The organism is Pseudomonas bharatica, assembly GCF_048586865.1.
GTDB lineage: Bacteria > Pseudomonadota > Gammaproteobacteria > Pseudomonadales > Pseudomonadaceae > Aquipseudomonas > Aquipseudomonas bharatica.
The window spans coordinates 415,154-438,272 of record NZ_JBMAWR010000001.1 but is presented as its reverse complement, the minus strand read 5'-3'; the positions used below and the strand labels follow the sequence as shown (position 1 = coordinate 438,272).

The window sequence follows — 23,119 nt, the reverse complement described above, 5'->3', positions numbered from 1 at the left end:
GCTTTTTCCACATTCCCGTCAGCGCTCTGCGGCTTTTTCACCAGCCAGGGCCTTTGTTCCTGTGCTTGGCCCCCGTATCCACGGTGCGCCAGGGCCATGGCATAGCGCTTGCAAAATCCCCGGCAGACCATTTGCCAAGGAGTTACCATGCCTGCGCCCCAACACCCCCCGCGTCACGCTCTGAAAAGGCTGGGACTCGCCGTGCTCACCTGCGTCGCAATGTTCGGCAGCACTGTCCAGGCCGCGCCGCAGGACGGCGGCATCCTCAACCTGATCGCCCAGCCCGAGCCGCCCTCCCTGATGCACGGGGTGGTCACCCATGTATCCACCCAGTACGTCAGCGGCAAGGTCCTGCAAGGGCTGCTGACCTTCGATACCGACCTCAAGCCGCAACCGGTCCTGGCGAAAAGCTGGAGCGTGTCTCCTGACGGCCTGACCTACACGTTCGACCTGCAACCAGGCGTGACCTGGCACGACGGCAAGCCATTCACCGAGCAGGACGTGCTGTTCAGCTTCAACACCTTCTATCCGGAGGTGGACAAGCGCTTCGGCTCGATCTTCGAACAGTTCGTCGCCGCCATCGATTCGAGCAAGCCGCTGCAGGTCAGCTTCCACCTGAAGAAACCCTTCGCGCCGCTGCTCTCGTCCCTGGGCAGCGGGCTGCGGCCGATCGTGCCGAAGCACCTGTACGAGGGCAGTGATCTGCGCGCCAACCCCTACAACCTCAAGCCGGTCGGCACCGGGCCCTTCGTCTTCCAGGAGTGGAAACGCGGCGCCTACATCAAGCTGGCGAAGAACCCGCACTACTGGAAACAGGGCCTGCCGCACCTGGACGGGGTGGTCTTCCATGTGATTCCCGACGGTTCGTCCCGCTCCGCCGCCTTCGAGCGCAACGACGTGCAGGTGCTGCGCGCCGGCGATGCCGACTACTCCGATCTCAAGCGCCTCGGCGCGTTGCCTGACGTGGTGGCCTCGGAGCAGGGCTACGAACTGTATGCCGGGCTGGCCTTCCTGCAGATCAATACGCGCAAGCCACCCCTGGATAACCCGAAGGTGCGCCAGGCCATCCTCACGGCGCTGAACCGCCAGTTCATCGTCGACAACATTTTCTTCGGTGCCGGACGGGTGTCCCAGGGGCCATTCGTGTCCAGCACGCCGTATCACGACCCGCAACTGCCGCAGTACGCCTACGACCTGAAGAAGGCCAAGGCGCTGATCGCCGAGTCCGGGGTGGACGTCGGCGCAGTGCGCATCCGCCTGCTCAACGGCGAGAAGGGCGGCGCCTGGGAGCGCCTGGCCGAATACACCAAGCAGGCCTTGCAGCCACTGGGCTTCAAGGTCCAGGTGGTTACCTCGGACGCCGCTACCTGGTTCCAGCGGGTCAGCGACTGGGACTTCGACCTGACCTACAACTTCATCTTCCAGATCGGCGATCCGTACCTGACCAACGCCTACCTCTACCGCTCCGACTACATCCTCAAGACGTCGCCCTTCGCCAATGTCAGCGGCTACAACAATCCCGAGGCCGATCGCCTGTGGAACCAGGTCGTCGACACCGCCGAAGGTCCGCAGCGGCAGAAACTCTACAGCGAACTGGAAAACCTGCTGAACCAGGACCTGCCGATCGCACCGATCTTCGAGATGCGCTATCCGACCCTGTACCACAAGCAGGTGCACAACCTGTTGCGCACCGCCACCAGCCTTAACGAAGACTACGAGAGCGTCTACCTCGACGCACCGACGCCATGAATGGCCTGGTGTCCCTCGTTACGCGCCTGGGGCGTGCCGGCCTGATGGTGTTCGGCGTGCTGGTCCTGAGCTTCCTGTTGATCCGCCTGGCACCGGGTGATCCGGCGCTGCTGATGGCCGGTGAGGCCGGGGTCGACGATCCGGCCTTTATCGCCAACCTGCGCCAGCAGATGGGCCTTGACCAGCCGCTGCTCCAGCAGTTGCTGCTCTACCTCGGCCAGGTGGCGCACCTGGACCTGGGCTACTCCTACCGCAACCAGACCAGCGTGTGGTCGCTGCTGGCCGAGCGCCTGCCGGCGACCCTGAGCCTGATGGGCTCGGCCTTCGTGCTCTCGTCACTGCTGGGCGTCACGCTCGGGGTGATCGCCGCCCGTGCGCGGCAGCGCCGGCACTGGCTGGACGGGGTGATTTCCCAGGGTGCGCTGCTGCTCTACGCCGTGCCGACCTTCTGGCTGGCGATGCTGCTGATCCTGCTGTTCTCGGTGCACCTTGACTGGCTGCCGGCCTTTGGCATGGAAAGCGTCGCCCGCGACCTGCACGGCGCGGCCTGGCTGGGCGACCGCCTGAAGCACCTGCTGCTGCCGTGCCTGTCCCTGAGCTTCCTGTTCCTGGCCTTGTATATCCACCTGACCCGCGCCGCGACCCTCGAAGCCCTGCAGCAGGAGTATGTCCATACCGCCCGGGCCAAGGGCCTGCGTGCGCGGCGCATCCTGTTCGGCCATGTGCTGCGCAATGCCTTGCTGCCGGTGGTGACCTTCGCCGGGCTGCAACTGGGCCAGTTGGCCAGCGGTGCCTTGCTGGTGGAGGTGGTGTATTCCTGGCCGGGTATCGGCCGGCTGATGTACGACGCCCTGGCGCAACGTGACTACGGGGTGCTGATGGGCGGCTTCCTGCTGATCTCGCTGCTGGTGGTGGGCTTCAACCTGCTCACCGATCTGCTGTGCCGCTGGCTGGACCCGCGAATCGGTGCTGGAGGGCAGGGCACATGAATGTTGCGTCTCCATGGCGACGTTTTCTCGCCCAGCGCTCGGCGTTGCTCGGGCTGACCTGGTTGTTGCTCCTGGGGCTGCTGGCCCTGGCGGCGCCGTGGCTCAGCCAGGGCGACCCCTGGGAAATGGCCGCGCAACCGCTGCTTGGGCCCTTGCAGGATGGCAACCACTGGCTGGGCACCGACCTGCTCGGCCGCGACCTCGGCGCCGGCCTGTTGTATGGCGCCCGGGTATCCCTGGCGGTGGCGCTGCTCGCCAGCCTGGCGACCCTGCTTGCCGGCCTGCTGATCGGTGCCGTCGCCGGTTATTTCGGCGGTTGGCTGGACGGGCTGCTGATGCGCATTGCCGAGTTCTTCCAGATCATTCCGCAACTGGTGCTGGCGGTGATCCTGGTGGCGATCCTCGAGCCGTCGCTGTACTCCATTGTCCTCGCCATTGCCCTGGTGGCCTGGCCGGCGGTGGCGCGCCTGGTGCGCGCCGAGTTCCTCAGCCTGCGCCAGCGCGAGTTCGTCCAGGCCGCCCGGGTGCTTGGGCAATCGCCGCTGGCCATCGTCTTCCGGCAGATCCTGCCCAATGCCCTGGCTCCGTTGCTGGTGACCCTGACCTTTGTCATGGCCACGGCGATCCTCACCGAGGCGGCGCTTGCCTTCCTCGGCCTCGGCGATCCGGAGGCGATGAGCTGGGGCTACATGATCAATGCGTCCCGCGGCCTGCTGCGCGAGGCGTGGTGGATGAGCCTGCTGCCGGGCCTGGCGATCCTGTTTTGCGTGCTAGCGGTTAACCGCGTCGGCGAAGGCCTGCGGGTCGCCTTCGATGCGGCTCGCCGGCCAGGAGATTCCCTATGAGCGCGTTATTGAACATCGAACACCTGCGCATCGCCTTGCCGGCCGGTGCCGACCGCAGCCATGCGCTGCATGACCTGTCCCTGACCCTCGAGGCCGGGCAATGCCTGTGCGTTGTGGGCGAGTCCGGTTCGGGCAAGTCCATGCTGGCCAAGGCCCTGCTGCGCCTGCTGCCGGCTGGCCCGCAGGTCGAGGCCGGGCATATCCGCTTTCGTGGAGAAGACCTGGCCGGGCTGGGTGAAGAGGCCATGCGCCAGTTGCGCGGCCAAACGGTCAGCATGGTTTTCCAGGAACCGATGAGTGCGCTCAATCCGCTGCTCAGCGTCGGCCGGCAGATCGAAGAAACCCTGCAGGCCCATGGTGTCAGGGACAGGGGTCAACGGCGCCAGCGGATTCTCGATCTGCTCGGCTATGTCGGCCTGCCCGATCCGGGGCGCCTGCAGCATGCACTGCCGTTCGAACTGTCCGGCGGCCAGCGCCAGCGGGTGGTGATCGCCATGGCCCTGGCCTTCGATCCGCTGCTGTTGATCGCCGACGAGCCGACCTCGGCGCTGGATGTCACCACCCAGGCGCAAATCCTCGCGCTGCTGCGGCGGATCCAGCGGGAAAAGGGCATGGCCATGCTGTTCATCACCCATGATTTCGCGGTGGTCGAGGCCATTGCCGACCGTGTGCTGGTCCTGGAAAAGGGGCATCTGGTGGAGCAGGGCACGGCGCAGCAGGTATTGCAGCAGCCACAGCAGGATTACACCCGGCAATTGCTTGCGGCGGCCAGCGCCAGCGCCCTGCATCCGCGCCCGACGCTGGACGGGCGCGAGGCGGTACTGGAGGCGCGCCAGTTGGCCAAAAGCTATAGCCGCCGCAGCGGCTGGTGGGGACGGCGCAGTACGCGGGCGCTGGACCAGGTCGACCTGCGCCTGGCCGAAGGCGAGACCCTGGGGATCGTCGGTGAGTCGGGGTCGGGCAAGTCCACCCTGGGCCAGGCCCTGGTGCGCTTGCTTGCGGTGGATAGCGGCAGCATCCGCTGGCAGGGGCGCGAGGTGGCCGGTTTGTCCGAGTCTCGCCTGCGCGGTTTGCGCGGCGCGGTGCAGATGATCTTCCAGGATCCGTTCGCCTCGTTGAATCCACGCCAGCGCATCGAGACCCAGCTTATGACCGGGCCGCTGGCCCAGGGCGTCGAGCGCGAGGAGGCAGCACGGCGGGCGCGGGAGGTGCTGGAACTGGTGGGCTTGCCGGCCACGGCCCTGCAGCGTTTCCCCCATGAATTTTCCGGAGGCCAGCGCCAGCGCATCGGTATTGCCCGGGCCCTGGCGGTGCAGCCAAGGATCCTGATCGCCGATGAATGCGTTTCGGCCCTGGACGCGTTGATCCAGGTGCAGATCCTGGAATTGCTGGAGTCGCTGCAGCGGCGTCTGAAGCTGAGCATCGTGTTCATCACCCACGACCTGCGGGTGGCCGCGCGGTTGTGTGACCGCATCGCCGTGATGAAAGGCGGCCAGGTGGTGGAGGCCGGCGAGACGGCGCAGGTGCTGGAGCAGCCGCAGCATCCCTACACCCGCAGCCTGCTTGGCGGCTTCAAGCGCAGCCCGGCGTCGCTGGCGGAGGTGGCAGCATGCTGAGCCTCAATGCCTTCCTCATGGCCACCGGTCATCATGTGGCCGGCTGGCGTCATCCCGATGCCCAGGCCGATGGCGGCCTGGATTTCCAGCATTACCGGCAACTGGCGCAGACCGCCGAGCGCGGTTGTTTCGATGCGATCTTCCTGTCCGACACCCTGGCCATGCTGCCCGGCAGGCTCGAGGCCTTGGGCCGGATGTCGCGCACCGAGCATTTCGAACCGCTGACCTTGCTGGCCGGGCTGGCAGCGGTCACCGAGCGGATCGGCCTGGTGGCCACCGCGACCACGTCCTACAACAGTGTCGACAGCGTGGCCCGCGCCTTCACCTCGCTGGAGCGCCTGAGTGGCGGACGCACGGGCTGGAACCTGGTGACCTCGAGCAATGCCGGGGAGGCCTTCAATTTCGGCCGGGAAACCCATTTCGAACATGCCCGGCGCTATGTACTGGCGCGGGATTTCCTGGAGCGGGTCAGGGCGCGCTGGGCGGCCAGCGGCGTGGCGCCGGTGCAGGTCTTGGCTGGCGCCTCGAAGGCCGGCTGCGAGCTGGCGGCGGCCCATGCGGAAATGGTCTTTACCGCCCAGCCCGAGCTGGCCGGGGCCAAGGCGTTCTATCGCGAGCTGAAAAGCCTGTTGCCGCGCTACGGGCGTCACCCGGATCAACTGAAGATCATGCCGGGTGTGTTGCCCATCGTGGCCGACAGCAACGTCGAGGCCGAGGCCCAGTTCGAGCAACTGCAGGCGCTGGTGCAGCCCGAGGTGGGGTTGTCGTTGCTGGCGGATATCGCGGGCGGTACCGATCTGTCCGGGTATGCGCTCGACGGTCCGCTGCCGGAACTGCCGGGGACCAATTCCGGGGTCAGCCGGCGCGACCTGCTGATCGCCGTGGCCCGCCGCGAAGGCCTGAGCATTCGCCAGTTGTACCTGCGCATGGCAGCCGCGCGCGGGCATCTGGTGGTGATTGGCGATGCGCAGCGAATCGCCGACTGCCTTGAGCAGTGGTACGTCGAGGGGGCAGCGGATGGCTTCAATGTCATGCCGCCGTACCTGCCTGGCGGGCTGGACGCCTTCGTCGAGCGAGTGGTTCCCGAGTTGCAGCGCCGTGGAGTGTTCCGCCGCAGTTACCAGGGGCGGACCCTGCGTGATCACCTGGGGCTTTCCCGCCCCGTTCCCTTCCAATCAAACGAGGTATTGACGGCCCATGGCTGACTTTTCCCAATTGCCGCGCGTGCGCGGCGAACGCCTGGAGATCCGGCCGGGCCGCTATCTGAGTGTGGCCCGCCAGGCCGGCGGCGATACCGTGGTGTTCTTCGGGCATGGCGGCGGTGGCAACAAGGATCAATGGCGCGAACTGTGGCAGGCCCTGGGGGCGCAGGGCTACAGCCTGGTGGCCTGGGACCTGCTGGGGCATGGCGCCAGTGACCGGCCCGGCGCTGCCCGGGCCTACGCCTGGGACGAGCTGGTGGCGGATGAACTGGAAGTCCTGCGGCGATTTGGCGGGGCGCGCAATGTCATCGTTGCCCACTCATTCGGCACCGGGCTGGCCTTGAGCGCACTGTTGGCGGCGCCTGCGGTCAGCATCGATGCCGCCCTCCTGCTGGGCAGCCAGTTGCACCGGCCGTTGAAGCGCAAGGGCCTGCTGAACCTGCCGGTATGGATCCTGGAGTGGTTGAGGCCGCGCCTGGCCCGGGGTTTCCGCGAGGCGGCCTGGCATCCCGAGGCAGACCCGGCGCTGGTGGACTATGAAGACAGGCTGGCCCAGGGGAACTCGTTGCACGTGTTCAAGGCCCTGGTTGCCCATGCGCAATGGCCGGACGCCGGGGCGCTGGCGCGATTGGAGGTACCGATCTCGGTGCTGGCCGGCGACCGCGACGGCCTTACTCCGGCAAGCGGCGGCGAGGAACTGGCCCGGCAGTTGCCCCGGGCGCAGTTCCGGGTGCTGGAGCGGTGCGGGCATCAGTTGATGCTGGAGAAACCGGAGGAGGTGCTGGCGGCGTTCGAGGCGCTGGTGGCGGGGTTGGGGACGGTTGAGCCGGCGTCGGTGATCTAGGTGACTGCCGGTCATAGAACCGCGTTATGGCGCACCAGGCGCAAGCCGATAGATCTTCAGCGTCCTTGAGATCGAGCGCCGCCCGCGCGGCGCATCGCCGGCAACGCCGGCTCCCACATTTTGTTGCAACGTACCTATGCCTGACAGGCCATAGTGATCGCCTTGCTTGTACGACGCGATACCGTGTCGAACCCAACAGTCTCCCCGCGGTAGATCGCCGAACATCCAAAGGCTATGTGGGAGCCGGCGTTGCCGGCGATGCGCCGCGCGGGCGGCGCTCGATCTCAAGGCGCTGGACAAGTCATGACAAGCACCTGCCAGCCCTGATGCGATTTACCGACGGACCTTCTTACCTCAAAAGATGTGTAGATACCCATGCCGCGAGGACCTCAGGCTTCCTGGATCCGCGAGCTCCCACTCTCCACCACCAAGCGCTTCAAGGTCGAAACGCTGGCCGCCGGGTCCATCCGGTCGGAGATCGCCTGCATCCGCACTTCCAGCCGGTCCCTGTGCAGGTCCAGTGCCAGGTACCCGCGCGGGCGACTGTCATAGAAGCGTATCTGCGGGTTGTCCAGCAGGATCGACTGCACCGCTTCATAGCTCGGGCCGTTGGAGGTGATGGACGTCCCGACGAACTCCGCCGCCACCACCCGAGAGTCCGGGTCCTCCGGTCGCTCGTGCAGGTGATTGGCCCAGAAGGAATGGTAGTCGCCACTGAGCACCACCGGATTGGCCACCCGGCTGTCGCGCAGGTTCTCCAGCAGGCGCCCGCGGGCCGCCTGGTAGCCGTCCCAGGTGTCGGTCCAGTAGCGGGCCTCGTCGTCGCCGGGCCGTTGCGCCCGCAACGGTGCGACCAGCAGGTCCTGGGCTATCAGGTTCCAGCGGCTGTCACCACGGCGCAGCCCGTCGTAGAGCCAGCGCTCCTGTTCGAAACCGAGCAGGGTGCGCTGTGGATCACGCAGGTCGACGCAGCTTTCTCCTTCCATATGCCCCTTGCCGAACGCCGGCGCCTGGTAGCAGGGCTGTCTGGAGCGGTATTGACGACCGTCCAGCACCGGTAGCGCGGCGAGGTCGCCGTAGCGGAATCGCCGGTAGATTCGTGGCCCGCCATTGCTGCCCAGGGACGGGCGGCGCAGCGGCATGTTTTCCAGGAACGCCTGGTAGGCCGCCGCCCGGCGCAGGCGGAAGCGCTCGACGCTGATCTTCGGGTCCTTGGAGTAGACCTGGGAATAGTCGTCCTGCACCTCATGGTCGTCCCAGGTGGCGATCCACGGGGCGGCGGCATGCAGGCGGCGCAGGTCCGGGTCGGTGCGGTGCAGCGCATAGCGATAGCGGTAACCGGCCAGGTCGGTGGCCTCCGGGGCGTTGTAGGCGCGGGCCAGCCCGGGGGTATCCGGGGCGTTGCTGTATTCGTAGATATAGTCGCCAAGAAACAGCACCAGGTCCGGATGCTCGTCCGCCATATGCCGGTAGGCACTGAACAGCCCGCGTTCGTAGTTGGCGCAGGACGCCACGCCAAGGCGCAGGCGTTCCGGGCGGGCGTCAAGCGCCGGGAGGGTCAGGCTGCGTCCGGCTTCGCTGCGTTCGCCCAAGGCGATAAAGCGGTACCAGTAATCGCGGCCAGGCGCCAGGCCCCGCAACGCCACGTGCACGGCATGGCCATTGACGGCCAGGGCCTGGGTGCGGCCGCGCTGGGCGATACGCCGAAAGTCCGGGTCGAGCCCGACTTCCCAATCCACCGGCACGCTGGCTGGCAGTTCCAGTTCATTGCCCGGGTAAGGCAGGCCGGCACTGAGCCGGGTCCAGATGACAAAGCCGTCGGGCCAGGGATCGCCGCTGGCGACCCCGAGCAGGAAAGGCGAGGCGATCCCGCCCAGGGCGCGGCCATAACGCAGCAGCAGGGGCGCCGCGGCTGCCCCCGCCAGCAGGCGCAGGGCCTGGCGGCGGCTGAAGTCGGAGGTCATGGGCGCTCCTCAGAATTTATAGCTGGCCTGGACGCCCACGGTACGCGGGTCGCCGGGCGTGGCCATCTGGGCGTTGGAGAGGAACGAGCCGTGGTACAGGTCGTATTTCTTGTCGAACAGGTTGCGTGCCCACAGCGCCACCGACCAGTTGCCATTCACCGGGGTCAGGCCGAGGCGGGCGTTGGCCAGCCAGTAGGCTTCGGTGGTGGTGCCGTTACTGCCGGCGATGCTGTCGTGGTAGGAGTAGTCGCTCTGCGCACTGAGGACGAAGCCGGGAATCTCCCAGGCATATTCGACCTGGCCGCCGTAGCTGGTCTCGGGGAAGTTGGTCAGGCTGGAGCCGGAAAAGTCGGTGTACACCGGATAGGCGAAGCCCACCGCGCGGGTGGCCGTGCTGTTCAAGCCCTGGTAGTCGATGTACTTGCCTTTCTTGGTACCGAAGTACTGGCCGATGGTCAGGCCGGCAAGCGGCTGCCATTGCAGTTCCAGCTCATAACCGTAGATCTTCGATTTGGGAATGTTGACCAGGCGTCCGACGTTGCCAACCTGCTGGCTGATCCATACCTGGGACTGGTATTGCTGGTCGCGGTAGTCGTAGTAGAAGGCCGCCGCATTGAGGCGCAGGGTGTCGCTCAGGTCGCTCTTGAAGCCCACTTCGTAGGCCAGCAGTTTCTCCGGCTTGACCGGGGCGATCTGCTCGACGTAGCTGGAGTTGTAGGCGGTGAAGCCACCTGACTTGATACCGCGGCTGACCGTCGAGTAAAGCAGGGTCGATGGGGTCAGCTGGTACTCGAGGCCCAGTTTCCAGGAGGTGGAATTGCTGTCCAGGTCGCTGTCGGCAGCGGGGAAGGTGCTGGCGCCAAGGTTGTAGGCGCCGTTGTTGACCAGGATGCGGCGGGTGCTGAAGTCATCCAGCTCGCGCTTTTCCTTTTCCTGGCGCAGGCCGACGATCAGCTTGAGGTCGTCGGTCAGGCGGTAGTCGCCCTGGGCGAACAGGCCCCAGGTCTGCGAGCGCTGCTGGTAGGAGGTGTAGGTGCCGTAGCCGAGGTTGGCGCTGAAGTCGGAGTAGAACTCCTCGTCGAGGCGGTCCTTGGCGAAATACAGGCCGGTCTGCCAGTTGAAACGCTCGTTGTCGTGGGAGGCCAGGCGCAGCTCCTGGGAGAACACCTCGACCTGGGAGTCGAAGTACTCGTCGGACTGCGGGATCACCGAGGCGTCCCAGTCGATGTACTCGCGACGGCGGAAGTGGTCCGAGGAGGTGATGCTGGTGATGCTCAGGTGGTCGTCCAGGTCGAAGGTGCCGGTGAGGGCGAAGCCGGTGTTGTCGTTGTCGCGGTGCGGCTTGTCCTTGACCGACAGGCCGGTGAGGTTGGCGAAGCCCTGGGTCAGGCCCCAGCCGGTCTTCTTGCCATTGCTCTCCGGGGCGATGGTGCTGTAGCGCGAGCCATAGGTGGCGTTGGGCTTGAGGCCCTGGTAGAGGTACGAGCCGCGGCTGTCGGACTGGTCCTTGCCACCATGCACGCTGAGGTTGAAGTTGATCGCGTCGCTGGCGTCCCAGTCCAGCTGGCCGCGCAGCGAGGTGGTGTCCTTGTCGCCGAGGCTCTGCCCGGTATCGCGGTTGTCCTGCCAGGCGCCGCCTTGCTCGGTGATGAAGGCCAGGCGTGCGCGCAGGGTGTCGCTGACGGGGCCGGAAATGAAGCCCTCGACGCTGCTGGCGTTATAGGAACCGTAGTTGCTGGTGAGGCCGCCGTGCAGCTCGCGGGTCGGCTTGTTGGTGATGAAGTTGATCGCCCCGGCGGTGCTGTTGCGCCCGTACAGGGTACCTTGCGGGCCGCGCAGCACCTCGACCCGCTCCAGGTCGAAGAGTTGGCCCTGGGTCTGGATCGGGTAGGGCAGCGCCACCTGGTCGAGGTACACACCGACGGTGGAGGTGTTGTTGCTGCCGTAGTCCTTGAGGCCCACGCCGCGGATGCGGAACAGCGGGTTGCCGCTGCCGTACTGCGGGGCGATATCCAGGTTGGGCACGTAGTTCTGCAGCTGGTTGACGTTGGTCACGCCTTTTTCCTGCAGGGCCTCGCCGCTAAGGGCGGTGACCGCAAGACCGATGTCCTGGGCCGATTCCTCGTGGCGCTGGGCGGTGACGGTGACCGAGGCCAGGGCCGTGGTCGGTTGCTCGGCGGCCTGGGCGACGGTGCCGGCCAGCAGCGAGGCGCTGGCGAACAAGGCGTGACGACCGAATGGAAGGCTGTTGCGAAGTGTTGTGCGCATGGCGGGTGTCCCTTGAGAAATGCAAATAAGGGCCGCTCTGTGAAGAGTAAGCAGGCAGGGCGATAGCAAGCGTTGTGCCATCAGTCGAATCGCCCGGTTTCATTACGTTTTCATGACAGTCAACACAAGCTGGAGGTGCGTCGCGGTGGATATCCAGCAATCGCCGGAGCAGTTTGTTGCAGAACCAGCAACCTGGGTAAAAGGTTATTTTCTAATGCCTTTTTAATATTTCTGGCTATAAGCGAGCGGGCGGTAGAGTGACCGCTTTCCTATTTCGACACCGGGACGTATTTGCCATGAGCGGTTTTCAGGGACAGCCGAACCCGATTCTGACCTTGCCCAGTGGCGCCAAGGACCCGCTGTCGATCCGCGCCAAGGCGCTGGTCTTCGCCGACCCGCGCTCGCGGCAGTTGCTGGAGTACCTGCAGCGGGTCGGGCCAAGCGAGGCGCCGGTGCTGATCAATGGCGAGACGGGCACCGGCAAGGAACTGGTCGCACGCTATATCCATGCCGCCAGCGGGCGCAGCGGTGCGTTCGTCGCGGTGAACTGCGGCGCCATCAGCGAAACCCTCGCCGAAAGCGAATTCTTCGGTCACGAGGCCGGGGCCTTCTCCGGTGCAACGGGTCGCCGCGCTGGCTGGTTCGAGGAGGCGGACGGCGGCACCCTGTTCCTCGACGAGATCGGCGACCTGCCCTTGCCCCTGCAGGTCAAGCTGCTGCGGGTGTTGCAGGAGCAGGAGGTGGTGCGGGTCGGCTCACGCAAACCGGTGAAGATCGATATCCGCCTGGTGACCGCGACCAACGTCAACCTGGAACAGGCGGTGGAGGCAGGGAATTTCCGCCTTGACCTGTTCTACCGCATCAATGTCGCCCAGGTCGCGGTGCTTCCCCTGCGTGAGCGGCCGTTGGACATCCTGCCGTTGGTGGAGCACTTCCGCGCGCTGTACAGCGCCCGCCTGAAGATCGCCGAACCGATACTTTCCGAGTCTGCCGCCCAGGCACTGCTGGACTATCCATGGCCAGGGAACATCCGCGAGCTGGAGAACGTCGTGCACCTGGCCCTGCTGGTGGCCGGGGACAAGCCGATACGGCCGGAGCACTTGAAGTTCTCTGCCGGGCTCAGTGCCTTGTCCGCTGCCTCGGGCGCAGTGAGCAAACTGCCGCAGGAGGTGATCCGCGAACAACTGCTTAGGCTGTTCGAGACCCCCGGCGATTCGCTGCTCAACGATATCGAGGACCTGATCGTGCGCGAGGCCTTCGCCCACTGTGGCTTCAACCAGTTGCGCACCGCCGAACTGCTCGGTATCACGCGCAATGCCGTGCGTACCCTGCTGGTCAACCACGGCCTGCTCAAGGGGCGCGCCTGATCTGCCAGGGTTTCTCCGCTCTGTGCGCTAATCCCCTGATTCAACAGACAATCAGCCCTGTCCCATCAGGCTCGAATGGGGTACAACGTCCGGCTTGTGTGTTCGTTCAGCCGGAGTCGGTGTGTCAGAAAAGCTTCCCCCGGAACCCCAGGATCTCACCCCGCCAGCCCAGCTGCCGTGGCTCAGGCGCCTGACCGCGCGCCTGCTCGGTCGCGGCCTGAACCGCCTGCGGGCGCAGCATCGCGATTCCTGGTTCCTCGGCCACGCCACCGGCCAGCGCACCGGTCACGCCGAAGGCCTGCGCGAAGGCTTCGATGAGGGTCACGCGGTCGGTTACGAGGCTGGCCGCCAGGTCCTGGTGATCCGTGATACCCGTGCCGAGGAGCATGGCGTACCGGGCCTCGACGAGGCTCTGTTCGACGACTGGCGGCTGCCGCTGACAGCGGAGCTGAAGAAGCGTTTCAAGGCGGATGTTGCTGCGCGTCTGCCGGCCCATGCGCAGCCGAGTGCGGCGCAGTGGAAGATGATCTTCAGCGACACCCCGTCCACCTGCGTGATCGCCGGTGCAGGGGCGGGCAAGTCGACCTCGCTGGTATTGCGCATCCTGCTGCTGCGCCAGTACCTGGGCTACGAGCTGGACGCCATGACCGTGGTGACCTTCACCCGCGAGTCGCGCAAGGACTTCATCAGTCGCTTGTTGCAGGTCTTCAGCCAGTGGCAGGTGCCGTTGAGCCCGGTACAGGCGCGGGAGCTGGTACGCACCTTCCATTCGCGGATCCTGCCGCTGGTGCGCAGCCTGCCGGGCTTCAGCCAGGTACGGGCCTTCGAGACCCTCGGCAGCGAACTGCCCACGGGCGCCGAAGCCGATGCCGAGAGCAACCCCTTCGACCTGCGCATCAACGATGCCCAGCGCCAGCAGCTCAACCTCTGCTACCGCGACCTGCTGCGCGCCAGCCCGCGCTTCGCCGAGCTGATCGCCGGGCTGCGCCGCGAAGCGGTGCAGCTCAAGGCGCTGGAGAAGGATCACCCGGACGTGCAGAAGCGTGTCGCCGTGACCCAGCTCTCTGCCAGCCGCGACGAGGAATTGTGCGACACCATCGAGGATCTCTGGTTCAGGGCTGGCGCCTGGCCGATCAAGGGCATCGAGCCGAGCCGCGAGACCGTCGAGATCAATGGCAGCCGTTTCCATTTCCATGGCCATATCGCCGAGCTGGATGCCTGGGTGGTGCTCGGCTTCGACCCGGGCGAGAACCAGAACTACAAGCGCCCAGGCGCCAAGCTGCCGGTGTGGGCGGAGTGGGTGATCAAGCGCACCCTTTTTCAAGCTTTCTGCGATAAGCCTGTGATCTGGTTGGGAAATTATGCCGAGGCCAGGCGTCTCACCGCTTCCTTGGCTGGCGACGCGGTGGCCGGCCCGGGCTTCGACTACAAGGTCAAGGGTGAGCTGGCCGCCATGCCCTTGCTGGATGCCTTTGTCGGGGCGGCGGGGTTTATCGAGAACCTCGGGCTGGACGTCAGCGTCGCGGTGAAAGGCATGAGCTTCCCGCAGGGCGATACCGACGCACTGTTCTTCGAAGCCCTGAGCCTGTACTGGAAGGCCCTGGAGGAGCATCTGCTGGACCAGTCGCCGCCGGTGATGACCTACAACCGCATGTTCGCCCTGTTCGGCGAGAACAACCCGGAGAACCTGCGCCTGCTCCCGGACCCGCTGCTGCGGCCGATGGCGCACCTGATGATCGACGAGTTCCAGGATGTCTCGCCGCAGATCGTCTCGTGGATCCGCGCCAGCCTGCGGGAGATCCGCCGTCGCGGCCCGGACCTGCATGCCGGCCGTGCGGCGCAGAATTCCTCGCTGCTCTGCGTGGGGGATGACTGGCAGTCGATCTATGGCTGGCGGGGCAGCTCGCCGAAATACTTCATGGAGTTCGCCAAGGCCTTCGTCGCGCCATCGACCACCCGGGTGATGCTCACCGACAACTACCGCAGCCATCAGTACATCATCGATGCGGCGGAGCATGTCGTCCGCTCGGCGCCGTCCATTGCCGGGAAGAAGGCCAGGGCCATGGGGCCGGCGGCTGGAGAGTGTTGGCCGGTGCAGGTGCAGGAGCGCGATGAGGCGGCCTTGGCGCAGCAGGTGATCGAGCATTACAACCGGGGTGACTCGGTCATGATCCTGTTTCGAAGAAGTGTGGATAAGTCACTGATTTCAAATCATATTCAGTCTGTAGTTAATGTGGATTCTAGCTTGCCTCATGGGCAGCGCCGACTGAAGCAACTGACCTACCACAGTGCCAAGGGCCTGCAGGCGGATGCGGTGTTCATGCTTGGTGATTGCCAGTATGTGACCCGTTCGCCGTACAAGAACCAGGTGTATCGCCTGGCCGGGCTGGGCAAGAGCGGCGACCCGGAAGCGTTCGATACGGCGCAGAAGGAGGAGATCCTGCGCCTGGCCTATGTGGCGATTACCCGGGCGGTGCGCTACTGCTACTGGCACGTGGAGAAGCCCGGCGCTGATCAGGCCGGGCAGCCCCGGGCTTCGCTGCAGGTGGATGGGAAGAAGGTGTTCTTCGAGGATTTGCGCGGGTAACGCGTACTCTGTGGGAGCGGGTTCACCCGCGATTGCATCGGTGACTTCACCATCGTAATCGCGGGTGAACCCGCTCCCACAGGGTCCGCGTCGTTCTTCAAGGCTTGGTTCTTAGAGCCAGTAGGTCACTGCCCACCACCCCAATCCACCCATGACCACGGTGTAAGGCAACGCCATCCACACCATCCGCCCATAGGACAGTCGCACCAGCGGCGCAATCGCCGAGGTCAGCAGGAACAGGAACGCTGCCTGCCCATTGGGTGTCGCCACGCTTGGCAGGTTGGTCCCGGTGTTGATCGCCACCGCCAGGGTCTCGAAATGCTCGCGGCTCATGCTGCCATCGAGGAACGCCTGCTTCACCTCGGTGATGTAGATGGTGGCGACGAACACGTTATCGCTGATCGCCGACAGCAGGCCGTTGGCGATGAACAGCATCCCCGGTTGCTGTTCCGCCGGCAGTGCCAGCACCCACTGGATCAGCGGGGTGAACAATTGCTGCTGGTGGATCACCGCGACCACCGCGAAGAACACCACCAGCAGCGAGGTGAACGGCATGGCGTCCTGGAACGCCCGGCCCAGGCGATGCTCGTCGGTGATCCCGGTAAAGGCGGTGATCAGCACGATCACCAGCAATCCGATCAGCCCGACCTCGGCCACATGCAGCCCCAGGCAGACGATCAATATCAGCGCGGCGATGCCTTGTACCAGCAGGGCCGCGCGCTGCTGCGGCGTGCGCTGGGCATCGTCTTCGGCGCTGTAGGCAGCCAGCACCTGGCGCACGTTGTCCGGCAACCGGGTGCCGTAGCCGAACCAGCGCAGCTTCTCCAGCAGTACGCAGGTGACCAGGCCCGCTACCAGTACCGGCAGCGAAACCGGGGCGACCTTGAAGAAGAAATCCTGGAAGTGCCAGCCCATCTCATGGCCGATCAGCAGGTTCTGCGGCTCACCGACCAGGGTGCAGACGCCACCCAGCGCGGTGCCCACGGCGCCATGCATGAGCAGGCTGCGCAGGAAGGCGCGGAACTGGTTCAGGTCTTCCCGTGCCAGTTCGGGAAGCTGGTGGTCGATGTCGATCTGGGTCTCGCTGCGCGGGTCGTTGCCGGAGGCGACCCGGTGGTAGACCCCGTAGAAACCTACCGCCGCACTGATGATCACCGCGGTGACGGTGAGGGCATCGAGAAACGCGGAAAGGAATGCAGAAAGGAAACAAAAAGCCAGTGATAACAGTGCCTTGGATCGTATACCTAGCAAAATACGTGAGAATGAAAACAGCAGCAGGTCCTTCATGAAATAGATACCTGCCACCATGAACATCAGCAGCAGGATCACCGGAAAGTTGTGCTGCAACTCTTCGTACAGCGCCTCGGGCGTTGCCAGCCCCAGCAGCAGCGCCTCGACCAGCAACAGACCGCCCGGCATCAGCGGGTAGCACTTGAGGGCCATGGCGAGGAAGAAAATGAACTGCACCACCAGCACCCAGCCGGTAGCCACCGGGCCAAGGGTCGCCAGCAACAGCGGATTGAGCACGAGGAACAGGCCGACCGTGGCCTTGTACCAGCGCGGCGACTGGCCAAGGAAGTTGTGGGCCAGGGCGCTGGTCAGGGAGCGTGGCATGAAATGTTTCCTGATGATTCAAAGACCTGCGCACGGTGCCGCAAGTACCGGGCAATATCAACAGCTCCAGTCCCGCTTTTGGCACAAGCGCGGTGTGTCGGGTGGGATATAGTCCGAAGCTTCCTACATCCGCCGCTCAAGGAGTGCCGCCATGACCGACTACACCGCGTTCAAGGTCGAGCTGTCGAACCATATCGTCCACGTCCAGATCAACCGTCCGGAAAAGATCAACGCCATGAACGCCGCCTTCTGGCGCGAGATCGTCGAGATCTTCCAGTGGATCGACGAGACCGACGAGGCGCGGGTGGTGGTAATCAGTGGTGCCGGCAAGCATTTCTCCTCGGGAATCGACCTGATGATGCTGGCCTCGCTGGCCAACGAGCTGGGCAAGGATGTCGGTCGCAACGCGCGCCTGCTGCGGCGCAAGATCCTCGAGATGCAGGCCTCGTTCAACGCCGTGGACAACTGCCGCAAGCCGGTGCTGGCGGCGATCCAGGGCTACTGCATCGGTGGCGCCATCGACCTGGTCTCGGCCTGCGACATGCGCTATGCGGCCAGCGATGCGCAGTTCTCCATCAAGGAAATCGACATGGGCATGGCCGCCGATGTCGGCACACTGCAACGTCTGCCGCGTATCATCGGCGACGGCGTGCTGCGCGAGCTGGCCTACACCGGACGCACCATCGGTGCCGAAGAGGCGCAGCGCATCGGCCTGGTCAACCGTACCTATGATGATCATGGTGCGCTGCTCGACGGAGTCTTTGCCATCGCAGCCGAAATTGCGGGAAAATCCCCGATCGCCGTGGCCGGCACCAAGGAGATGCTCAGCTATATGCGCGATCACCGGATCGACGACGGGCTCGAGTACATCGCCACCTGGAACGCCGCCATGCTGCAATCCACCGATCTGCGGGTGGCCGTGGCCGCCCATATGAGCAAACAGAAGCCGGAGTTCGCCGATTGACCGGCGGGCTTCGCTAAGGAATCGATGATGTCAGCGCGTTGGACCACTGCGGTACTGGATACGAATGTCAGCGGCGGCCTGGTGGTCGTGCGCAGCGCCGAAGGATTCATGGTGGACGCCAATGGCGCGCTGTTCCCGCGCGACTGGTTCAAGCGCCAGGAGCCGGACATCCGCTTCGAGCACGGCATCGGCCACTACGACGGGCAGCCGGTCTACCTGGTCGAGCTGCACGGCGCCCAGGCGCTGCCCGGCTGCAGTTGGCGCGGGCTGCGCCAGTTCATGCTGGAAGGGGATTTCGACACCTACAAGATCCTCGGCTATGCCGCGCAGATCGCCACCTGGGCCCGAGAGCACCGTTTCTGCGGCAGTTGCGGCCAGGCGATGACCCAGGTCCCGCGGGAGCGCGCCATGCACTGCGAGCCCTGCGACCTGCGCAGCTACCCGCGCATCTCGCCGAGCATGATCGTGCTGGTGACCCGTGGCGACGAGATCCTCCTTGCTCGCTCACCTCGCTTCGTCACCGGCGTCTACAGCACCCTGGCGGGCTTTGCCGAGCCGGGGGAGTCGGCGGAGGATTGCCTGGTGCGGGAAGTGCGCGAGGAAGTGGCGCTGGAAGTGCAGAACATCCAGTACGTGGGCAGCCAGTGCTGGCCATTCCCGCATTCGATGATGCTCGGCTTCCATGCCGAGTATGCGGGCGGAGAGATCGTCATGCAGCCGGACGAGATCGAGGATGCCCGGTGGTTCCGTGTCGACGCCTTGCCGCCGCTGCCCGCCGGGCGCTCCATTGCCCGCTACCTGATCGACCTCTACGTGGCGCGTCGCCTAGGCCTGGCCGAACCAGTGCTGCCACGCTAGGCGCACGGTCAGCGCCAGGACCACGGTGATGAACACCGGGCGAATGAACTTCGAACCGCCGCTGATGGCGGTTCGGGCGCCGAAGAAGGCGCCGACCATCAGCGCCGAGCCCATCGACAGCCCCACCAGCCAATCCACCTGACCCGAGAAGATGAACACCGACAGCGCCGCCGCGTTGCTGACGAAGTTCATGCTGCGCGCCACACCGCTGGCCTTGACCAGGTCGATGGGGTAGATCAGCAGGGTGCTGACGGTCCAGAAAGCGCCAGTACCAGGGCCGGCCACGCCGTCATAGAAGCCCAGGGTGAAGCCCTGGGGGAATTGCCATTTCTTCTTGATCGGTACGTCGGCGTCCAGCGGCGCCTTGGGCGTGCCGCCGAACAGCAGGTACACGCCGCAGGCGAAGACGATCACCGGGAGCATCTTGTTCAGCCATTCTGCCGGCAGGTAATGGGCGACCACTGCACCGATCAGGGCGCCGACCAGGGTGCCCAGCAGCGCATGTTTCCACTGTGCCGGGTGGAACAGCTTGCGTCGGTAGTAGGTGAAGCCGGCGGTGGCCGAGCCGAAGGTGGAGCTGAGCTTGTTGGTGCCCAGTACCAGGTGCGGTGGCATCCCGGCGGTCAGCAGGGCGGGCGTGGTGAGCAGGCCGCCACCGCCGGCGATGGCATCGATGAAACCGGCAACGAAGGCGACTGCGGCGAGGATGGCGAGGGTGGTGAGATCAACGCTGAGTTCGAAGGGCATGGGGGGATTTCTTGTGCGACAGGGGCTGGCGAGAAGGGCTCGCCGGAAGCGGGTATGGTACGCCTGTCGTCGGCTTTTGTGTGGCCTTTCGGGGTTATCGCGGACCTGTGGGAGCGGGTTCACCCGCGATGACGTCGGTGAATTCACTAGCGTAATCGCGGGTGAACCCGCTCCCACAGGGTCCGCGTTGCTTTCACCGGGGAATCAGGACAGGAAGCCCCCGTCCACATTCAGCGCCACCCCGGTGGTATAGCTGGACGCGTCACTGGCCAGGTACAGCACGGCGCCCGCCATTTCCTTCGGATCCGCCACCCGCTTGAGCGGAATCTGCTGCAGCGCGGTATTGAGGATCGCATCGTTCTTCACCAGCGCCGAGGCGAACTTGGTATCGGTCAGCCCGGGCAGCAACGCGTTGCAACGAATCCCGAACGCCGCGCACTCCTTGGCGAAGACCTTGGTCATGTTGATCACCGCCGCCTTGGTTACCGAGTAGATGCCCTGGAACACGCCCGGCGATACGCCGTTGATCGAAGCGACGTTGATGATGCTGCCGCCACCGTGTTCGCGCATCAGCTTGCCGGCTTCCACCGACATGAAGAAATAGCCGCGGATATTCACGTCCACGGTCTTCTGGAAGGCGCCCAGGTCGGTGTCCAGCACATTGCAGAATTGCGGGTTGGTCGCGGCGTTGTTGACCAGGATGTCCAGGCGCCCGAACGTTTCGCGGATTTGCGCGAACACTGCGCTGATCTGCTCCATTTCACCAATGTGGCAGGCAATCGCGGTGGCCTTGCCGCCGGCGGCGACGATGCTGTCGGCCACTTGCTGGCAGCCATCGAGCTTGCGGCTGGAGACGATCACATGGGCACCCTGCTGGGCCAGCAGGTGGGCGATGGCTTCGCCGATACCGCGGCTGGCCCCGGAAACGAAGGCGATCTTGCCGTCGAGGTCGAACAGGTGGGTCTTGGACATGGCAGGTTCCTTGTTGTAGTCGTTCAGAGGCTGGAGGCGTCGATGACCTTGAGGCTCATCTGCTCCAGCAGCTTGTTCATATGGATGAACTGGGCGAAACGCTTATCCTGGGTCTGGCCGTGGAAGAAACGGTAGTAGATCTGCTGGACGATCCCCGCCAGGCGGAACAGGCCGTAGGTGTAATAGAAGTCGAAGTTGGCGATTTCGATTCCGGCACGCTCGGCGTAGTAATCGACGAACTGGCGACGGGTCAGCATGCCCGGGGCATTGGAAGGCTGGCGGCGCATCAGTTGCACCGGCGCCGGGTCGGCGGCTTCGATCCAGTAGGCCAGGGTGTTGCCCAGGTCCATCAGCGGGTCGCCGAGGGTGGTCATTTCCCAGTCCAGCACGCCGATGATGCGCATCGGGTTGTCGGCGTCGAGGATCACATTGTCGAAGCGGTAGTCGTTATGGATGATGCCCGGGCGCGGGTGGTCCGCCGGCATTTTCTCGCGCAGCCAGGCGATCACTGCTTCCCAGCGCGGGGCGTCCGGGGTCAGGGCTTTCTCGTAGCGCCCGGCCCAGCCTTCGATCTGCCGTTGTACGTAGCCGTCCGGCTTGCCCAGGTCGGCCAGGCCCACGGCGTGGTAATCGACCTGGTGCAGTTCCACCAGGCGGTCGATGAAGCTCTTGCACAGCGCCTCGGTGCGCGCGGCGTCGAAACCCAGCTCCGGCGGCAGGTCGGAGCGCAGGATGATGCCCTTGACCCGCTCCATCACGTAGAACTCGCCACCGATCAACGATTCGTCGGTGCAGTGTACGTAGGCCTTGGGGCAGTAGGGAAAGCCGGCGTTGAGCTGGTTGAGGATACGGAACTCGCGGCCCATGTCATGGGCGGACTTGGCCTTGCTGCCGAAAGGTGGGCGGCGCAGGACGAACTCGCGCTGCGGGTAGCTGACCAGGTAGGTCAGGTTCGAGGCGCCGCCAGGGAACTGGCTGATCAGCGGCGTGCCTTCGAGGCCGGCGATATGCGCCTTGAGGTACGGGTCGATCAGGGCGGAATCGAGTTCCTCGCCGGGGCGGACCTGGGTGGACTGATCGGTGAGCGACATGCCTTTTCCTTATTTTGGTAGCCATGGAACATTGGCTAATCTAATGATCGCGTGCAGACCTGCCAAGCGCTGCCATGCCTTATTGGCGCGGGTGTTGCCGGTCGATCAACGCTCCTGATGCCTGCTGCGGGCGAAAAAAAACCGAAGCGCTGGAGGGCTTCGGTTTCTTCGTCACGGGCGTGGTCGTTACGCCGGGAACAGCTCGCTGAGCTTCATCGACAGCATCATGTCGCCTTCGACGCGCAGCTTGCCGCCCATGAAGGCCTGCATGCCGTCGGTCTCGCCGCTGACGATGCCCTTCAGGGTTTCGCTGTCCATCACCAAGGTGCAGTTGGCGTCGGCGTTTTCACCTTCCTGCAGGTCGCAGGTGCCGTCCTTGACGATCAGCGCGTAGTGCTTGTTTTCGTCGGTGATGTTGAAACCGAAGATCAGGTCCAGGCCGGCTGCAGCACTCGGGTTGAATTTGGATTTCATTTTTTCAACGGCTTGGGCGACGTCGCTCATGGTGTTTTCCTTATTGAGTGGTTTCGGTTACGCAGGGTCGTTATGCGCCGGATTCATCGCCAGGTGACGAGTTCCGGCACCCTCAGCAGCCGCACATGGGCTTGGCTGTTGAAGGAGGCCAGGGTCACCTCGCTGCCGCGGAATTTCAGCTGGCTGAGCGAAGTGTTGATGATCTGCCAGTTCAGTTCGAAGGCCTGGCTGGCACTGATGCCGGTGATGCGGTGGAGCAGGGCGGCGATGGTTCCGCCCGAGGTGAAGATGGCGATGTTGTCGCCGCCGGCGGCCTGTTCCAGGACGCGCTGCAGGCCTTCGCCCGTTCGTTGCACGAAGGCCGCCCAGCTCTCGATCCCGTCGCGGTCGTGCTGGCCGCCATGCCAGCGCTGCACGATCAGGGCGAACAGGCGCTGGAATTCGGCGCGGTGCTCGCGTGCATTGCGCAACACGTTCAGGGCTTCGGGTTCTTCGGGAAGCAACGCGGGAAGCAGGGCGCGGATAACCGCGTCGGCATCGAATTCGTTAAAAGCGGCGTCGGTTTCCACGTCGGGAACCTTCACCCCGCTCGCCTGCATTGCACCGAGCGCAAGCAGCGCAGTGTCTTGCTGGCGGCGCAGGTCGCCGGCGATGCAGCGGTCGAGCTTGAGCCCGAGCTGGACCAGGTGGGCGCCGAGGGCTTCGCTCTGGCGCATGCCGACCGACGAAAGAACGTCGTAGTCGTCGCAACCGAAGGAGGCCTGGCCATGTCGTATCAGGTAGATGCTGCCCACGTCGTCTGCCCGGGAAGTTGGATCTGGCGAGGTTAGGTTGCCATTCCTGCGGTGTCAACGAAAAAACATACAAGCGTTTGAAAAGGGCGTTTGAACTGTGGTGCCAGACATTTCCTACGCTAGCGACGGCAGATTGACGCCGGTATGCTTCACTATCGTTTTTCGCGCCCCGGT

Annotated in this window: 18 protein-coding genes; 10 read left to right on the top strand and 8 right to left on the bottom strand. The window is 64.8% G+C overall.

What is annotated here, in order from left to right:
• Positions 1–147: 147 nt before the first annotated feature.
• The 6 genes from ACKLLE_RS01905 to ACKLLE_RS01880 are packed head-to-tail and all read left to right on the top strand — an operon-like array spanning position 148 to position 7,245.
• Positions 148–1,749 carry an ABC transporter substrate-binding protein gene (locus ACKLLE_RS01905; RefSeq protein WP_279899837.1) on the top strand — a complete coding sequence of 534 codons (1,602 nt, stop codon included), beginning with the start codon at positions 148–150 and terminating at the stop codon, positions 1,747–1,749.
• Positions 1,746–2,738 carry an ABC transporter permease gene (locus ACKLLE_RS01900; RefSeq protein ID WP_420056584.1) on the top strand — a complete coding sequence of 331 codons (993 nt, stop codon included), beginning with the start codon at positions 1,746–1,748 and terminating at the stop codon, positions 2,736–2,738. Before ACKLLE_RS01905 ends, ACKLLE_RS01900 begins: the two co-directional genes overlap by 4 nt.
• Complete coding sequence (locus tag ACKLLE_RS01895) at positions 2,735–3,583, top strand: ABC transporter permease (RefSeq protein ID WP_420056583.1); 849 nt, start codon at positions 2,735–2,737, stop codon at positions 3,581–3,583. The genes ACKLLE_RS01900 and ACKLLE_RS01895 overlap by 4 nt, the downstream gene beginning before the upstream one ends.
• Complete coding sequence (locus ACKLLE_RS01890) at positions 3,580–5,199, top strand: dipeptide ABC transporter ATP-binding protein (RefSeq protein ID WP_420056582.1); 1,620 nt, start codon at positions 3,580–3,582, stop codon at positions 5,197–5,199. The genes ACKLLE_RS01895 and ACKLLE_RS01890 overlap by 4 nt, the downstream gene beginning before the upstream one ends.
• Positions 5,193–6,404, top strand: a complete 1,212-nt coding sequence (locus ACKLLE_RS01885) for an LLM class flavin-dependent oxidoreductase (RefSeq protein WP_420056581.1) — start codon at positions 5,193–5,195, stop codon at positions 6,402–6,404. Before ACKLLE_RS01890 ends, ACKLLE_RS01885 begins: the two co-directional genes overlap by 7 nt.
• A complete protein-coding gene (locus ACKLLE_RS01880; RefSeq protein WP_420056580.1) occupies positions 6,397–7,245 on the top strand; it encodes an alpha/beta fold hydrolase in 849 nt (282 codons plus the stop codon). Before ACKLLE_RS01885 ends, ACKLLE_RS01880 begins: the two co-directional genes overlap by 8 nt.
• 389 nt (positions 7,246–7,634) lie before the next feature.
• Here ACKLLE_RS01880 and ACKLLE_RS01875 read toward each other — a convergent pair whose 3' ends face one another.
• Together ACKLLE_RS01875 and ACKLLE_RS01870 are read right to left on the bottom strand one after the other, a co-directional pair.
• On the bottom strand, positions 7,635–9,209 hold the full coding sequence (locus ACKLLE_RS01875; protein WP_420056579.1) for an alkaline phosphatase D family protein: 1,575 nt from the start codon (positions 9,207–9,209) through the stop codon (positions 7,635–7,637).
• A 9-nt stretch (positions 9,210–9,218) separates the two neighbouring features.
• The gene (locus ACKLLE_RS01870) at positions 9,219–11,477 is read right to left on the bottom strand and encodes a TonB-dependent receptor (protein ID WP_420056578.1); all 2,259 of its coding nucleotides are present in this window, start codon (positions 11,475–11,477) and stop codon (positions 9,219–9,221) included.
• A 296-nt stretch (positions 11,478–11,773) separates the two neighbouring features.
• On the opposite strand from ACKLLE_RS01870, the gene ACKLLE_RS01865 reads away from it, so the two are divergent.
• Together ACKLLE_RS01865 and ACKLLE_RS01860 are read left to right on the top strand one after the other, a co-directional pair.
• Positions 11,774–12,844 (top strand): sigma-54 interaction domain-containing protein, encoded by a 1,071-nt coding sequence (locus tag ACKLLE_RS01865; RefSeq protein WP_420056577.1) that lies wholly within the window; start codon positions 11,774–11,776, stop codon positions 12,842–12,844.
• A gap of 121 nt (positions 12,845–12,965) precedes the next feature.
• The gene (locus tag ACKLLE_RS01860; protein ID WP_420056576.1) at positions 12,966–15,431 is read left to right on the top strand and encodes a UvrD-helicase domain-containing protein; all 2,466 of its coding nucleotides are present in this window, start codon (positions 12,966–12,968) and stop codon (positions 15,429–15,431) included.
• A gap of 111 nt (positions 15,432–15,542) precedes the next feature.
• Here the strand turns inward: ACKLLE_RS01860 and nhaB are convergent, their stop codons facing one another.
• Positions 15,543–17,045 (bottom strand): sodium/proton antiporter NhaB, encoded by a 1,503-nt coding sequence (nhaB, locus tag ACKLLE_RS01855; protein ID WP_420056575.1) that lies wholly within the window; start codon positions 17,043–17,045, stop codon positions 15,543–15,545.
• A gap of 151 nt (positions 17,046–17,196) precedes the next feature.
• Between nhaB and ACKLLE_RS01850 the strand changes: the two genes are divergently transcribed.
• Positions 17,197–18,009: a crotonase/enoyl-CoA hydratase family protein gene (locus tag ACKLLE_RS01850; protein ID WP_009406988.1), complete on the top strand. Its 813-nt coding sequence runs from the start codon at positions 17,197–17,199 to the stop codon at positions 18,007–18,009.
• A gap of 27 nt (positions 18,010–18,036) precedes the next feature.
• On the top strand, positions 18,037–18,867 hold the full coding sequence (nudC, locus tag ACKLLE_RS01845) for an NAD(+) diphosphatase (RefSeq protein WP_420056574.1): 831 nt from the start codon (positions 18,037–18,039) through the stop codon (positions 18,865–18,867).
• On the opposite strand, the gene ACKLLE_RS01840 is transcribed toward nudC, so the two are convergent.
• The 5 genes from ACKLLE_RS01840 to ACKLLE_RS01820 all read right to left on the bottom strand — a co-directional run bounded on the left by ACKLLE_RS01840 (position 18,835) and on the right by ACKLLE_RS01820 (position 22,945).
• Positions 18,835–19,614 carry a TSUP family transporter gene (locus ACKLLE_RS01840; protein WP_009406992.1) on the bottom strand — a complete coding sequence of 260 codons (780 nt, stop codon included), beginning with the start codon at positions 19,612–19,614 and terminating at the stop codon, positions 18,835–18,837. The genes nudC and ACKLLE_RS01840 overlap by 33 nt on opposite strands.
• A gap of 204 nt (positions 19,615–19,818) precedes the next feature.
• Positions 19,819–20,586, bottom strand: coding sequence for an SDR family oxidoreductase (locus ACKLLE_RS01835; RefSeq protein ID WP_009406994.1), 768 nt, complete (start codon positions 20,584–20,586; stop codon positions 19,819–19,821).
• 23 nt (positions 20,587–20,609) lie between these two features.
• A complete protein-coding gene (locus ACKLLE_RS01830; RefSeq protein WP_009406997.1) occupies positions 20,610–21,677 on the bottom strand; it encodes a phosphotransferase family protein in 1,068 nt (355 codons plus the stop codon).
• A 186-nt stretch (positions 21,678–21,863) separates the two neighbouring features.
• Positions 21,864–22,181 (bottom strand): SCP2 sterol-binding domain-containing protein, encoded by a 318-nt coding sequence (locus ACKLLE_RS01825; RefSeq protein ID WP_064301310.1) that lies wholly within the window; start codon positions 22,179–22,181, stop codon positions 21,864–21,866.
• 53 nt (positions 22,182–22,234) lie between these two features.
• Positions 22,235–22,945 (bottom strand): histidine phosphatase family protein, encoded by a 711-nt coding sequence (locus ACKLLE_RS01820; protein WP_009407001.1) that lies wholly within the window; start codon positions 22,943–22,945, stop codon positions 22,235–22,237.
• Between the last annotated feature and the right edge of the window lie 174 nt (positions 22,946–23,119).

Bases quoted from the DNA above. Each gene is read 5' to 3' on its own strand.
- ACKLLE_RS01905 (WP_279899837.1), top strand. From the start codon at position 148: ATGCCTGCGCCCCAACACCCCCCGCGTCACGCTCTGAAAAGGCTGGGA.
- ACKLLE_RS01900 (WP_420056584.1), top strand. From the start codon at position 1,746: ATGAATGGCCTGGTGTCCCTCGTTACGCGCCTGGGGCGTGCCGGCCTG.
- ACKLLE_RS01895 (WP_420056583.1), top strand. From the start codon at position 2,735: ATGAATGTTGCGTCTCCATGGCGACGTTTTCTCGCCCAGCGCTCGGCG.
- ACKLLE_RS01890 (WP_420056582.1), top strand. From the start codon at position 3,580: ATGAGCGCGTTATTGAACATCGAACACCTGCGCATCGCCTTGCCGGCC.
- ACKLLE_RS01885 (WP_420056581.1), top strand. From the start codon at position 5,193: ATGCTGAGCCTCAATGCCTTCCTCATGGCCACCGGTCATCATGTGGCC.
- ACKLLE_RS01880 (WP_420056580.1), top strand. From the start codon at position 6,397: ATGGCTGACTTTTCCCAATTGCCGCGCGTGCGCGGCGAACGCCTGGAG.
- ACKLLE_RS01875 (WP_420056579.1), bottom strand. From the start codon at position 9,209: ATGACCTCCGACTTCAGCCGCCGCCAGGCCCTGCGCCTGCTGGCGGGG.
- ACKLLE_RS01870 (WP_420056578.1), bottom strand. From the start codon at position 11,477: ATGCGCACAACACTTCGCAACAGCCTTCCATTCGGTCGTCACGCCTTG.
- ACKLLE_RS01865 (WP_420056577.1), top strand. From the start codon at position 11,774: ATGAGCGGTTTTCAGGGACAGCCGAACCCGATTCTGACCTTGCCCAGT.
- nhaB (WP_420056575.1), bottom strand. From the start codon at position 17,045: ATGCCACGCTCCCTGACCAGCGCCCTGGCCCACAACTTCCTTGGCCAG.
- ACKLLE_RS01850 (WP_009406988.1), top strand. From the start codon at position 17,197: ATGACCGACTACACCGCGTTCAAGGTCGAGCTGTCGAACCATATCGTC.
- nudC (WP_420056574.1), top strand. From the start codon at position 18,037: ATGTCAGCGCGTTGGACCACTGCGGTACTGGATACGAATGTCAGCGGC.
- ACKLLE_RS01840 (WP_009406992.1), bottom strand. From the start codon at position 19,614: ATGCCCTTCGAACTCAGCGTTGATCTCACCACCCTCGCCATCCTCGCC.
- ACKLLE_RS01835 (WP_009406994.1), bottom strand. From the start codon at position 20,586: ATGTCCAAGACCCACCTGTTCGACCTCGACGGCAAGATCGCCTTCGTT.
- ACKLLE_RS01830 (WP_009406997.1), bottom strand. From the start codon at position 21,677: ATGTCGCTCACCGATCAGTCCACCCAGGTCCGCCCCGGCGAGGAACTC.
- ACKLLE_RS01825 (WP_064301310.1), bottom strand. From the start codon at position 22,181: ATGAGCGACGTCGCCCAAGCCGTTGAAAAAATGAAATCCAAATTCAAC.